Annotated in this window: 12 protein-coding genes; 4 read left to right on the top strand and 8 right to left on the bottom strand. The window is 67.0% G+C overall.

The genetic code is table 11. The annotated features are described in order from the left end of the window. Positions 1-24: 24 nt before the first annotated feature. From phnK to phnN, 3 genes are read left to right on the top strand one after another with little or no spacing between them, the layout of a single operon-like run. Positions 25-786 carry a phosphonate C-P lyase system protein PhnK gene (gene phnK, locus FL625_RS07435; RefSeq protein WP_149588052.1) on the top strand — a complete coding sequence of 254 codons (762 nt, stop codon included), beginning with the start codon at positions 25-27 and terminating at the stop codon, positions 784-786. Positions 787-790: 4 nt separating this feature from the next. After that, positions 791-1,474: a phosphonate C-P lyase system protein PhnL gene (phnL, locus tag FL625_RS07440; RefSeq protein WP_149588002.1), complete on the top strand. Its 684-nt coding sequence runs from the start codon at positions 791-793 to the stop codon at positions 1,472-1,474. Next, the gene (gene phnN / locus FL625_RS07445; RefSeq protein ID WP_149588003.1) at positions 1,471-1,995 is read left to right on the top strand and encodes a phosphonate metabolism protein/1,5-bisphosphokinase (PRPP-forming) PhnN; all 525 of its coding nucleotides are present in this window, start codon (positions 1,471-1,473) and stop codon (positions 1,993-1,995) included. Before phnL ends, phnN begins: the two co-directional genes overlap by 4 nt. On the opposite strand, the gene FL625_RS07450 is transcribed toward phnN, so the two are convergent. Then, on the bottom strand, positions 1,977-2,648 hold the full coding sequence (locus tag FL625_RS07450) for a DUF1045 domain-containing protein (protein WP_354001247.1): 672 nt from the start codon (positions 2,646-2,648) through the stop codon (positions 1,977-1,979). The two genes, phnN and FL625_RS07450, sit on opposite strands and share 19 nt — an antisense overlap. Before the next feature lie 104 nt (positions 2,649-2,752). On the opposite strand from FL625_RS07450, the gene FL625_RS07455 reads away from it, so the two are divergent. After that, positions 2,753-3,898, top strand: coding sequence for an alpha-D-ribose 1-methylphosphonate 5-triphosphate diphosphatase (locus FL625_RS07455; RefSeq protein WP_149588005.1), 1,146 nt, complete (start codon positions 2,753-2,755; stop codon positions 3,896-3,898). A 24-nt stretch (positions 3,899-3,922) separates the two neighbouring features. On the opposite strand, the gene FL625_RS07460 is transcribed toward FL625_RS07455, so the two are convergent. The 7 genes from FL625_RS07460 to FL625_RS07490 form a co-directional block, all read right to left on the bottom strand. After that, complete coding sequence (locus FL625_RS07460) at positions 3,923-4,396, bottom strand: hypothetical protein (RefSeq protein ID WP_149588006.1); 474 nt, start codon at positions 4,394-4,396, stop codon at positions 3,923-3,925. Positions 4,397-4,528: 132 nt separating this feature from the next. Beyond that, the gene (locus FL625_RS07465) at positions 4,529-4,882 is read right to left on the bottom strand and encodes a hypothetical protein (RefSeq protein WP_149588007.1); all 354 of its coding nucleotides are present in this window, start codon (positions 4,880-4,882) and stop codon (positions 4,529-4,531) included. 34 nt (positions 4,883-4,916) lie between these two features. Then, positions 4,917-6,908, bottom strand: a complete 1,992-nt coding sequence (gene rpoD / locus FL625_RS07470; protein WP_149588008.1) for an RNA polymerase sigma factor RpoD — start codon at positions 6,906-6,908, stop codon at positions 4,917-4,919. A 77-nt stretch (positions 6,909-6,985) separates the two neighbouring features. After that, positions 6,986-8,914 carry a DNA primase gene (gene dnaG / locus FL625_RS07475; protein ID WP_149588009.1) on the bottom strand — a complete coding sequence of 643 codons (1,929 nt, stop codon included), beginning with the start codon at positions 8,912-8,914 and terminating at the stop codon, positions 6,986-6,988. Between the two features lie 158 nt (positions 8,915-9,072). Beyond that, entirely contained in the window at positions 9,073-10,374 is a 1,302-nt protein-coding gene (locus FL625_RS07480) for an NAD(P)/FAD-dependent oxidoreductase (RefSeq protein WP_149588010.1), read from the bottom strand. After that, a complete protein-coding gene (locus FL625_RS07485) occupies positions 10,374-11,729 on the bottom strand; it encodes a glutamine synthetase family protein (RefSeq protein ID WP_149588011.1) in 1,356 nt (451 codons plus the stop codon). Before FL625_RS07485 ends, FL625_RS07480 begins: the two co-directional genes overlap by 1 nt. 42 nt (positions 11,730-11,771) lie before the next feature. Beyond that, positions 11,772-12,479, bottom strand: a complete 708-nt coding sequence (locus FL625_RS07490) for a type 1 glutamine amidotransferase (protein WP_149588012.1) — start codon at positions 12,477-12,479, stop codon at positions 11,772-11,774. Positions 12,480-12,500 lie beyond the last annotated feature (21 nt).

Below are 12,500 nucleotides of genomic sequence, written 5' to 3' on the forward strand. Positions count from 1 at the left end.
ATGACCCTGATGGAGCGCATGACCATGACCGACCAGCCGCTTCTGCGCGTCGAGGGGCTGACGAAACGCTATGGCCAGAGAATCGGCTGCGCGGATGTGTCCTTCGACCTTTACCCCGGCGAGGTGCTGGGGATCGTCGGCGAAAGCGGCTCGGGGAAATCGACGCTTCTGTCCTGCCTCGCCGGCCACCAGCGCCCGGACCTCGGCCGCATCGCCTATGACGGGCGCGACGTGCTGGCGATGTCTGAGACCGAGCGTCGCCGGCTTTCCCGCACCGACTGGGCCTATGTCCACCAGAACCCGCGCGACGGGCTTCGGATGGGTGTTTCTGCGGGCGGCAATGTGGGCGAACGCCTGATGGCCGTCGGTGCCCGGCACTACGGAGATATCCGGGGCAAGGCGGCGGACTGGCTGGGCCGGGTCGAGATCGCCGCCGACCGGATCGACGACCGGCCCTCGGCCTTTTCGGGCGGCATGCAACAGCGGTTGCAGATCGCGCGGAACCTGGTGACGGGGCCCAGGCTCGTGTTCATGGACGAGCCGACCGGGGGCCTTGACGTCAGCGTGCAGGCGCGGCTTCTGGACCTGCTGCGCGGGCTGGTGCGCGACCTCGGCCTTTCCGTCATCATCGTGACGCATGACCTTGCGGTGGTGCGGCTGCTGGCGCATCGGCTGATGGTGATGAAATCGGGTCGGGTGGTGGAACAGGGCCTGACCGACCAGGTGCTGGACGACCCGCAGCACGCCTATACGCAACTGCTCGTCTCCTCCGTCCTGCAGGTGTAAGCCCATGATCCGCATCGAGAACCTGTCGAAATCCTTCACGCTCCACAATCAGGGCGGGGCGGTGATCCCGGTGATGGCTGGCGCGGCCCTGACCGTCGGCCCCGGCGAATGCGTGGGCCTGACCGGCCAGTCGGGCGCGGGCAAGTCCACGCTGATGCGCATGGTATACGGCAACTACCTGGCCGCCGGGGGCAGGCTGATGGTCGGCGACCTTGACGTGGCGACGGCCGAGCCGCGCCAGATCATCGCGCTGCGCCGCCAGACGCTGGGCTATGTCAGCCAGTTCCTGCGCGTGGTTCCCCGCGTCCCTACGCTGGAAGTCGTGGCCGAGCCGCTTCTGGCCCTTGGCACCCCGGCGGATCAGGCGCGCGAGCGGGCGGCGTCGCTTCTGCGGCGGCTGAACATCCCCGAACGGCTCTGGTCGCTGTCGCCCACCACCTTCTCGGGCGGCGAGCAGCAGCGGGTGAACATCGCGCGCGGCTTTGCCCATGCCTATCCGGCGCTCCTGCTGGACGAGCCGACCGCAAGCCTCGATGCCGCCAACCGCGAGGTGGTGCTGAGCCTGATCGAGGAGGCCAAGGCGCGCGGCGCGGCGATCCTGGGCATCTTCCACGACGAGGCGGCGCGCGCGCGCGTCTGCGACCGGCTGGTCGATGTGACCGAGTTCACGCCGAAGGCTGCGGCATGATTTTCGCGGTCGTCGGTCCATCGGGCGCGGGCAAGGACACGCTGATCCGGGGCGCGATCGCCGCGCGGCCCGACCTGCGGCTGGTGCGCCGCGTCATCACCCGGCCCGCCGAGGCGGGGGGCGAGGATTTCGAGGGCGTCTCGGCGCCGGAGTTCGCCCTGCGCCGCGACCGGGGCGAGTTCGCCCTGTGGTGGGAGGCGCATGGCCTGTCCTACGGCATCCCCAGGGCGCAGGTCGCAGGGCCGGGCGACGTGATCTTCAACGGCAGCCGCGCGGCGCTGCCCGAGGCGGTGCGGGTCTTTCCAGACCTGCGGGTGATCCTTGTCACGGCGCCCGATCCGGTGCTGGCCGCACGGCTGGCCGCACGGGGGCGCGAGAGCGAGGCCGACATCCGTGCGCGGCTGGCCCGGGCGGCCTTCACCCTGCCGGAGGGCGTCGCTGCCGAGACGGTGGTCAACGATGGCTCGCAGGAGGCCGGCGTGGCCCGGCTGCTGGCCGCGCTTCAGCCGGTCAGGGCATAGCGGTGCAGAAGATGGAACCGGCCCGCTGCATCCTCGCCGAACAGGCACAGGTCCTCGATCACGAAGGGCCGGGGGAGCACATCGGCGAAATGCGCCCCCAGCGCCGCCATGACGGGGGCGGGCTCGGCCAGACGGTCGGTCAGCGTCAGGTGGAAGCGGAACTCTTCCATCACGTAAGGATAGCCCCAGCGGTGCAGCAATTCGCGCTGGCGGGGCGAGAGGGATTCGGGCCGGCGGCGGGCGATCTCGGCCTCGCTGAGCGGCGCGCGGAGGTCGTTCGTGCCCTCGACCACGACGGCGCCGAGGTCCAGAAGCGCGGCCTCGCAGCCCTGAGGCGTCAGCGCGAGGAAACCGTGCAGGTTTTCGAGGATAAGCCCCTCGCAGGTGACCGGCGCAAGGCGGGCGGCGAGCGTGGCGACCGTGGCGGCGGCGGTCTCGGGCGTCACGCCCTCGACCAGCCGGAAGGGGGCGCGGATGGTGCCGTGAAAGCCGTAGCGGCGGGGATCGGCGGTGATTGCGGCGGGATCGGCGATGCCGGGAACAGCGGGTTGCGGCAGCTCCGCGCCGGTGGCTGGATCCCATCCGAGCCATTCGTTCGCGCGCGAGGCAAAGGCGCCGGGGCGCGGGGCGTAATAGACGGCGAAACGTTTCATCTGGTCCATGGCCGCGGGCGTAACGGGGCTGTGTCACATCCGTGTGACGCATCCGTGTCAGCAGACGCCAGCCGCAAGCGGGCCGCAAGACAAGAGAGTAGAAGATGACGACCGAGACGATCCTGGCGAACGCAACCCTGGTCCTGCCGACCGAAACCCTGCGGGGCCAGGTCCGCATCCGGGACGGCCGCATCGCCGACATCGCCGAAGGGGCGGCGGTGCCGGCGGGGGCGGTGGACTGCGGCGGCGACCTGGTGATGCCGGGGCTGATCGAGCTGCACACCGACAACCTCGAACGCCACATCCAGCCGCGCCCCAAGGTGGACTGGCCGCACGCCGCCGCGATCATCGCCCATGACGCGGAGCTGGCCTCGGTCGGCATCACCACGGTGTTCGATGCGCTGCGGGTGGGGTCGGTCGTGTCGAACGCCAAGATGAACTACGGCGAATATGCCCGGGCGCTGGCGGACGAGATCCTGGGCCTGCGGGCACAGGGTGTCCTGCGGATCAGCCATTTCCTGCACCTGCGCGCCGAGGTCTGTTCCGAAACCCTGATCGAGGAGCTGGACAAGTTCGGCCCCGAGGACCGTATCGGCATCGTCAGCCTGATGGACCATACGCCGGGCGCCCGGCAGTTCCGCGACATCTCGAAGCTGAAGGAATACTACGTCGGGAAATACGGGATCTCCGAGGCCGACTGGGAGGCCCATGTCGCCACCCAGAAGGCCCTGCGCGACCGGCTCGGCGCGGCGCACGAAGCGGCGGCGGTGGCGGCCGCTCGCCGCTATGGTGCGGTTCTGGCCAGTCATGACGACACCGAGCCCGAACATGTGGTGCAATCCGCCGCCCATGGCGCGCATTTCGCCGAGTTCCCGACCACGGTCGAGGCGGCGCAGGCCTGCCAGGACCATGCGATCAAGGTGATGATGGGCGCGCCGAACCTGATCCGCGGCGGCAGCCATTCCGGCAACGTGGCGGCGCAGGAGCTGGCCGAGGCGGACCTCCTCGACATCGTCTCGTCGGACTATGTGCCCTCGTCGCTTCTGTCGGCGGCGCTGATGCTGGGCGATCTCTGGGGCGATCTGGCACGCGGCATCGCCACGGTGACGGCGGCCCCGGCGAAGGCGGTGGGCCTTGAGGACCGCGGGACGATCGCCGAAGGCCATCGGGCCGATCTGGTCCGGGTGACGCGGATCGGCCAGGCCGGCGCGATCCGGGGCGTCTGGGTGCAGGGCAACCGCGTGGGCTAGGCCGGGCAGGCGGCGCGATGCGGGCTAGTTGCAGACCCTCTGCCAGGACCGGCTGTCGAAATCCCAGCACTGGCCGATGGCTTCCTTCAACTCGTAGATCACGTCCAGCGACTGGCTGGGCGTGCCCGGGTCGCAGGTCAGCCGCGCGACCGTGGTTTCGCCCTGCAACACCGTGACACCGCCGCGGAGCCCGGTCGTGGAGTCCGGGTCGCGGGTGACGCTGGTCCAGACCTCGTAAGCGTAGCCCTCGTTCGGGAAGGCGACGGTTTCCCAGATGTCGCCGCCGATGCCGGGCCAGGGGGTGAAAGCGAGGGTGTCGAGCGGCTGGGAGAGGGACAGCTCGGGCTTGTCCGCCGGGCCGAAGCTGTAGGTCAGGCGCCCCGCGTCATGGCAGAGGTGCAGGGGCTTGCCCTTGATCGTGCAGGAGAAGACCTCGGCACCCGTGGGGCAGGCGGTCGCGGGGCTGGCGAGGGCGATGAGGAGAAGGGCTGCGCGCATGGGGGCCTCCGGGTGCGGGCGGAGTGTGCGGCGGGAGGGCAGGGGGCGCAAGGTGGGGATATCGTAGGGTGCGCTACAGCGCACCGTCGGCTGGTGCGCTGTAGCGCACCCTATGCTTACTGCTGACCTAGCCTACAATTCGAGAAAAGCCCGAGCAGCAAAACAAACACCACTGCCAAAAAATACCAGCGCCAGTAAAAAGGAAATGTATGTGAGCCGATGGAAACACAAGGCTATAGAGTAATTCTGGTTCCCATATTGCAGCTGGGTCAGGTAGGCCATCGCAAACGAGATCGGGCTGAAAACGGCACCCGATGCGAAAAAAATCATTGCATAGACCAGTCGATCATCGGCCGATTTGGAATTTCCCAGGAATGTTAAAGTTGATACTGCCGCTGCTCCGTTGAGTATTAGAGACCCTTTCAACGCCTCAACGACGTATTTCATTCCCTCTGCCCAATGAAACTTGGCGTCGTCGTCAGACACTTCTATTCTCCATTGGGTAGACGGCTTAGAAGCATCACTGATCCAGGAAACTCCGCAGCTTCCGTGACCGGCTCGGGTGCTTCAGCTTCCGCAGCGCCTTCGCCTCGATCTGGCGGATGCGTTCGCGGGTGACGCTGAACTGCTGGCCGACCTCTTCCAGCGTGTGATCGGTGTTCATCCCGATGCCAAACCGCATCCGCAGCACACGCTCCTCGCGCGGGGTCAGGGACGCCAGAACCCGGGTCGTCGTTTCCTTCAGGTTCTCCTGGATCGCCGAATCCAGCGGAAGGATCGCGTTCTTGTCCTCGATGAAGTCGCCAAGCTGGCTGTCCTCCTCGTCGCCGATGGGCGTCTCAAGGCTGATCGGCTCCTTGGCGATCTTCATCACCTTGCGGACCTTCTCCAGCGGCATCTGGAGTTTCTCGGCCAGTTCCTCGGGCGTGGGCTCGCGGCCGATCTCGTGCAGCATCTGGCGCCCCGTCCGCACGAGCTTGTTGATCGTCTCGATCATGTGGACCGGGATGCGGATGGTCCGCGCCTGGTCGGCGATCGACCGGGTGATCGCCTGACGGATCCACCAGGTCGCGTAGGTGGAGAACTTGTAGCCGCGGCGGTATTCGAACTTGTCCACCGCCTTCATCAGGCCGATGTTGCCTTCCTGAATGAGATCAAGGAATTGCAGGCCCCGGTTGGTGTATTTCTTGGCGATGGAGATCACCAGGCGCAGGTTGGCCTCGACCATTTCCTTCTTGGCCTGACGCGCCTCTTTCTCGCCCTTTTGGACCTGGTTCACGATCCGGCGGAATTCGGAGATGTCCACGCCGACATACTGGCCGACCTGCGCCATTTCGGCGCGAAGCTCCTCGACCTTGTCGCGGCTCCGCTCGATCAGCGCCTGCCAGCCCCGGCCGGCCTTCTGCGCCATGCGGTCGAGCCAGGTCGGGTCGAGTTCGTAGCCCTGGTATTCCTGGATGAATTCCTGACGGTTGATCCGCGCGGCATCGGCCAGCTTCACCATGCCCGAGTTGATCGACATGATCCGCTTGTTGATGCCGTAAAGCTGGTCGATCAGCGCCTCGATCCGGCTGTTGTTGAGGTGCAGCTCATTGACCAGAAGCACGATTTCCGAGCGCAGCTTCTGATAGGCCGCCTCGTCGGCGGTGGAGAAGCGCTGGGACGAGGATAGCGTTGCGTTCATGCGGCTTCGCTGCATCTCGGCCAGCTTGTCATAGTCCCGCGCGATCAGGTCGAGCGTTTCAAGCACGCGCGGCTTCAGCGCGGCCTCCATCGCGGCCAGCGACATGTTCGAGGCCTCGTCATCCTCGTCCTCGTCCATCTCGCGCAGGATCGGGTTGCCGTCGGCATCCAGTTCCGGCTCGGCGCTGGAGGCGCGGCGCGGGGCGGCCTCGCCAACGCCGACCTCGTCGAGGGCGGGCCCGTCCATGTCATCGTCGCCGTCGAGGCTGCGCCCGAACGTGGCTTCGAGGTCGATCACGTCGCGCAGCAGGATCTCTTCGTTCAGAAGTTCGTCGCGCCAGATGATGATGGCCTGGAAGGTCAGCGGGCTTTCGCAAAGCCCCGCGATCATCGTGTTGCGGCCGGCCTCGATGCGCTTGGCGATGGCGATCTCGCCCTCGCGCGAGAGAAGCTCCACCGAGCCCATCTCGCGCAGGTACATCCGCACCGGGTCGTCGGTGCGGTCGAGCGTCTCGGTCGTGGTGCCCGCGACCGCGATCTCGCGACTGGTCGAGGTTTCGACCAGGTCGCCTACGGGCGCCTCGCCCTCCTCGACCTCTTCGTCCTCGATGATGTTGATGCCCATTTCGGACAGCATCGACATCACGTCCTCGATCTGCTCCGAGGACACCTGATCCGGCGGCAGCACCGCGTTCAGCTGGTCGTAGGTGATGTAGCCACGCTCCTTCGCGTCGGCGATCATCTTCTTGACCGCCGCCTGGCTCATGTCGAGCGAGACATCCGCATCGTCGGTTTCCGGCTTGGCGTCGTCGGTGTCCTTGAGGGCCATTGAGTCTCCTATCGGCGCGAATCGGGGCGTGGCTTGGTCGAATCAATAACGCGAATCAGGCTGGGGGAAAGGCCGAATCAGCGGTTTTTCTTGACCCAGACCTGGCTATCGATCAGGGATTGCAGATGTCTTGACAGGGCGGTCCGGTCTTCCCCCAGATCGGAACTGTCGGCCGTGCCACTTCGTTCCGACCTGTGGCGGGCTTCCGCGGCCTGGGAAAGCCGCCAGGTCAGGCCCTCGTCGGGCAGGCCGTCCATATCCTCCATCGCATCCTCGATCTCGCGGCGCGCGCCCCTGCGGGCCTCGAGCTTGGCCAGCTCCTCGGCCAGGCAGAGCGCGGCAAGGTCGTCGTCCTGGCGATTGCGCACCGGGGGGGCGATGGCGACATGGGGACGCGACATCAGCGCGTCAAGGGCGGCGGGGGCGGACTGGGCGATCTTTGCGTGCAGATCCGGCAGGTCCGCGCCGGACAGGATCATCTGGCGGAGCTTGTCGTGGTCCTCGCCGGTCAGGTCCAGCCGTTCCAGGGCGGATTCGAAGCGGTGGATCAGTGCGGGATGCAGGATCAGCGTGGCCAGGATCACCGCCTCGCGCAGGATTTCCTCGACCGGGCCCTGCGCCTGGGCCAGAAGCGAGGAACGGGTCGAGGCAAGCGCCCCGCCGGGCGGCGCGAACCTGCCGCCCCTGCGCCAGGGGCCGGGCTGGAAGGGCCGGGCCTGCTTCGCGCCGAAAAGCTCTTGCCGCAGGCGCTTGATCTCCTCGGCATAATGCGTGCGGATCGAGGGGTCGGTGATCCGGGCGAGATGCCCGCGCAGGACCTTGTCCAGCGCCGCCCGGCGTTCCGGGCTGTCGAAGACGCGGCCCTCGGTCTCACGCTGCCAGAGCAGCTGGACCATGGGCTTGGCCTGGTCGAGCACCGCCTGCATCGCGGGAGCGCCCTGGGCCATCAGAAGGTCGTCCGGGTCCATGCCACCGGGCAGGATCGCGATTCGCAGCGCCTTGCCGGCCTCGAGGAGCGGCAGCGCCAGGTCGATCACCCGCTGCGCGGCCTTGAGCCCCGCGTTGTCGCCGTCCAGCGCCATGATCGGCTCGTCCGCGATGCGCCAGATCATGCGCAACTGGTCCTCGGTGACGGCTGTCCCCAGCGGCGCGACGGCGGCGGTGAAGCCGGCCTCGGACAGGGCAATCACGTCCATGTAGCCTTCGGCCACGATCAAGGGCTTGCCCTTTCCCGCAGCCTCGCGCGCGGGGGCGTGGTTGAAGATGGTGCGACCCTTGTCGAACAGCTCGGTCTCAGGCCCGTTCAGGTACTTGGCCTGGGCGTTGGGGTCAAGGGAGCGGCCGCCAAGGCTGATCGGGCGGCCGCGCGTGTCCTTGATCGGAAAGATGATCCGCGCGCGGAACCGGTCGTAAAGGCTGCCGTCGTCCGCCCTGGCGATCAGGCCGGAGGCGACCATCAGGTCGGGCGGGATGCCCTTGGCTGCCAGCGCATCCTTCAGCGCGTGACGCGAAGCGGGGGCCCAGCCGATGTCCCAGCGGTCCCAGGCGGCCTCGGTCAGGCGGCGTTTCTGGGAAAGGTAAGTGCGCGCCTCGGCCCCGGCGGCGGTCTTCAGTTGCAGGCGGTAGAAGCGGATCGCCTCGTCCATGACCTGTTGCAGAAGCGTCCGGCGGTCGGCCCGTTCCGCGGCCCTTGGGTCGCGGGCAGGCATCTGCATCCCGGCCTCGCGGGCGAGGATCTCGACCGCCTCCATGAAGCCGAGGTTCTCGGACTCCTTCACGAAGGTGACCGCATCGCCCTTCGCGTGGCAGCCGAAGCAGTAGTAGAAACCCTTGCGGTCATCGACGTGGAAGCTGGCCGACTTTTCCTGGTGAAAGGGGCAGGGCGCCCAGAAATCGCCCTTGGCCATGTTCGACTTGCGCATGTCCCAGGTGACTTTCCTGCCCACGATGGAGGACAGGGTCACCCTTGTGCGCAGCTCGTCGAGGAATCCGGTCGGCAGGGACATGGGGCCGCTTATACCAGATCGCGCGCCCGGTGCAGCCCCCCGGGGGCGCTTCGCCCCCCGGCCCCCCGAGAGTATTTGTGCAAGGGGCAAATGCATTTGCCCTTTTGCAAATACTCCACGGGGGTGCGGGGGTGTGAAACCCCCGCCGCCGACCGTTGTCAGAGGCCCAGCCGGTCGCGCATCGCGTACCAGGTCATGGCCGTAACGAGGAGCGGCCAGCGCAGCAGCGCGCCGCCGGGGAAGCGGTATTGCGGCAGGCTCGCCATCAGGTCGAAGCGTTCCATCTGCCCCGCCGCCGCCTCGGCCATCAGCTTGCCCGCCAGCGTGGCCATGGCGACGCCGTGGCCCGAGTAGCCGGAAGCCGACAGGATGTTCTGGCCGGGTCGCGTGAAGCAAGGCATCCGGTTCACCGTGATCGCCAGGGTGCCGCCCCAGGCGTGAGTGATCCGGGTCTTCGCGAGTTGCGGATAGACCTTCAGCATGGGTTTCGAGACGGTGCGGATGATGTCGGGGAAGCGGTAGCCGTAGCTTTCGCCGCCGCCGAAAAGCAGGCGGTTGTCCTCGCTGAGGCGCCAGTAGTTCACCACGAAGCGGGTGTCGGCGACGGCGACGGGTTCGGACAGAAGATCCTTGGCCGCTTCACCCAAAGGTTCAGTTGCGACGATGAAGTTGTTGATCGGCATGACCTTTGCCGAAACCCTGGGGCTGAGTTGCCCAAGGTAGCCGTTCCCGGCGAGGATCACCGTGGCGCAATCGACATGGCCCGATGGCGTGCGCACCACGGGGCGCGCGCCTGGCTCGACGCGGTGGACTTCGCTGAGTTCATGGATCCGCACGCCCGCCTTCGCCGCCGCCTGCGCCAGACCGATGGCGTAGTTCAGGGGATGCAGGTGGCCCGCGTCGCGGTCGATCTCGCCGCCGACATATTCGGTCGAGCCGATCAGTCGGCGGATGCCCGCACGATCCAGAAGTTCCAGGTGCTGGTAGCCGTAGTCGCGGCGCAGCTTCTCGGCATAGGCGTGGGTGTGGCGGACCTCGGCCTCGGTCCGGCAGGCATGGGCAATGCCGGGGTGGAAGGTGACCGGCATGGCGTGGTCACGGATGAGCGCCTTGACCAGGGCCTTCGCTTCCTCGGCCAGGTCCCAGAGCCGGTGGGCGTTTTCGCGTCCCACGGTCCGTTCCAGCCAGACCTGATCCTGCCGCTGGCCGCTGCCCACCTGACCGCCGTTCCGCCCCGAGGCGCCGAAGCCCACGCGGTGCGCTTCGAGGAGCACCACGTCGAAGCCCTTCTGCGCCAGATGCAGCGCAGCGGACAGGCCGGTGTAGCCGCCGCCCACGACGCAGACATCGGCCCGGGTCGCGCCCTTCAGGACCGGGAAGCGGTCGATGGGCGCGGCGGTGGCGGCATAGTAGCTTTGTGGCCATTCCCCGCGCCGGTCATTGATGTGCAGGAGATTCATCAGACGTTCAGAAGCAGGTGTTCGCGTTCCCAAGGCGAGATGACTTGCAGGAACTCCTTGTATTCGTTGCGCTTCACGCTGTCATAGACCTTGATGAAGTCCTGTCCCATTACGTCCTTCAGCGCCTCGTCCTCGTCGAGGAGGTCAAGCGCATCGCCCAGGTTCACCGGGATGTCCTCGCTGTCGATATAGGCCGATCCGGTGAATTCGGGCCGGGCCTCGACCTTGTTCATGAGGCCGAGATAGCCGCAGGCGAGCGTTGCCGCGATGCCGAGATAGGGATTGCAGTCCATTCCGGGCAGGCGGTTCTCCACCCGGCGGGCCGAGGCCGAGGAGATCGGCACGCGCAGGCCGGTTGTGCGGTTGTCGCGGCCCCATTCCAGGTTGATCGGCGCGGCGAAGTCGGGGACATAGCGGCGGTAGCTGTTCACGTAGGGCGCGAACAGGGCCACGGCGGCGCCGAGGTGCTTCTGCAGGCCGCCGATGAAGTGGAGGAAGGCTTCCGTTTCCACCCCCTTCGGACCGGCGAAGATGTTCTTGCCGGTCTTGGTGTCCACGACCGAGGTATGGATGTGCATGGCGCTGCCCGGTTCCCCGGCGATGGGCTTGGCCATGAAGGTGGCGAAACAGTCGTGGCGCAGCGCCGCCTCGCGGATCAGGCGCTTGAAGAAGAACACGTCGTCTGCCAGCCGGACCGGGTCGCCGTGGGCGAGGTTCAGCTCGATCTGCCCCGCGCCGCCCTCCTGGAGGATGCCGTCGATCTCCAGCCCCTGCGCCTCGGCGAAGTCGTAGATGTCGTCGATCACCTTGCCGTATTCGTCCACGGCGGACATCGAATAGGCCTGCTTTGCGGCAGCGCGCCGGCCAGTCCGACCCATCGGCGGGATGACGGGCATGTTCGGATCGGTATTGCGCGCGGTCAGGAAGAACTCCATCTCGGGCGCCACCACCGGTCGCCAACCCTGCGCCTCGTAGAGCGCGACGATGCGCTTGAGCACGTTGCGCGGCGAGAAGGAGACCAGATTGCCGTCATGGTCCTTGGCATCATGGATGACCTGAAGCGTCACGTCCGCCGTCCAGGGCGCTGCGGTGGCGGTGGACCAGTCGGGCTCCAGGATCATGTCGGGTTCGGTGAAGGCGTCGAAGGGGTTGTCGGCCCATTCGCCGGTGATCGTCTGCAGGAAGATCGAGTTCGGCAGGAAGTAGCTGGTCTGCTTGGCGAATTTCGCAGCCGGCATCGCCTTGCCGCGGGCCACGCCGGCGATGTCGCCGATGATGCATTCCACTTCGTCTACCCGACGGTTGCCGATGTAGTCGCGCGCTGCCTCGGGCAGCTGGTCGGTCCACTTGGACATCTGTCGCACATTGGTTGGGGGTGGCCCCCGCGGCCGAACGGGTCAGGCGCGGAGCTTCTCGGCCCCGGTTTTCTTCGCTTGGTGGGTCAGGAAGAATTCCGCGATCCGGTCGGCCATCGACGGGTTGTCGAGGGGCGTGTCGAGCCGTTGCGTGGCATCGGCAAGGAGCGCGTCGGGGACCAGACCCGGCCCCCGGACCTTGATCAGCCCCTCCATGAACTCCTTGCGGAATTCGGGGTGGGGCTGGACGGTGAACATGCGGTCGTCATAGAGCAGCGCCGCGTTCTCGCAGAGCGCGGTAGAGGCGAGGACCTTCGCGGTTTCCGGCTTCTTCACCACCTGGTCCTGGTGCCAGGCGTTGAGCGTGTAGGTCCGGTCGCCGAAGTCGTATTCGGTGGGGCCGACGGTCCAGCCGCCCGCGAATTTCTCGACCTTGCCGCCCATGGCCTGGGCGATGATCTGGTGGCCGAAGCAGATTCCGACCACGGGAACATGGGCGGCATAGGCGGCGCGGATGAAATCCTCGAGCGGCGGGATCCAGTCGTGCGGCTCGTAGGCGCCGTGGCGCGAGCCGGTGATCAGCCAGCCGTCGCAGTCGTGCACGCTCTCGGGGAACTCGTTGCGCAGCACGGCCCAGCGGCGGAAGGTCAGGCCCTTGCCCGCAAGCAGGGTCTCGAAGAAATCCGGGTAGTCGCCCTGGTGGCGCAGCGCGTCGGGGCTTTCGCCGGTCTGGAGGATGCCGATCTGCATCTTGGTCCTCTTGGTTTTCCT

This window comes from Tabrizicola flagellatus (assembly GCF_008271465.1).
Lineage (GTDB): Bacteria > Pseudomonadota > Alphaproteobacteria > Rhodobacterales > Rhodobacteraceae > Tabrizicola > Tabrizicola flagellata.

Bases quoted from the DNA above. Each gene is read 5' to 3' on its own strand.
- phnK (WP_149588052.1), top strand. From the start codon at position 25: ATGACCGACCAGCCGCTTCTGCGCGTCGAGGGGCTGACGAAACGCTAT.
- phnL (WP_149588002.1), top strand. From the start codon at position 791: ATGATCCGCATCGAGAACCTGTCGAAATCCTTCACGCTCCACAATCAG.
- phnN (WP_149588003.1), top strand. From the start codon at position 1,471: ATGATTTTCGCGGTCGTCGGTCCATCGGGCGCGGGCAAGGACACGCTG.
- FL625_RS07450 (WP_354001247.1), bottom strand. From the start codon at position 2,648: ATGAAACGTTTCGCCGTCTATTACGCCCCGCGCCCCGGCGCCTTTGCC.
- FL625_RS07455 (WP_149588005.1), top strand. From the start codon at position 2,753: ATGACGACCGAGACGATCCTGGCGAACGCAACCCTGGTCCTGCCGACC.
- FL625_RS07460 (WP_149588006.1), bottom strand. From the start codon at position 4,396: ATGCGCGCAGCCCTTCTCCTCATCGCCCTCGCCAGCCCCGCGACCGCC.
- rpoD (WP_149588008.1), bottom strand. From the start codon at position 6,908: ATGGCCCTCAAGGACACCGACGACGCCAAGCCGGAAACCGACGATGCG.
- dnaG (WP_149588009.1), bottom strand. From the start codon at position 8,914: ATGTCCCTGCCGACCGGATTCCTCGACGAGCTGCGCACAAGGGTGACC.
- FL625_RS07480 (WP_149588010.1), bottom strand. From the start codon at position 10,374: ATGAATCTCCTGCACATCAATGACCGGCGCGGGGAATGGCCACAAAGC.
- FL625_RS07485 (WP_149588011.1), bottom strand. From the start codon at position 11,729: ATGTCCAAGTGGACCGACCAGCTGCCCGAGGCAGCGCGCGACTACATC.
- FL625_RS07490 (WP_149588012.1), bottom strand. From the start codon at position 12,479: ATGCAGATCGGCATCCTCCAGACCGGCGAAAGCCCCGACGCGCTGCGC.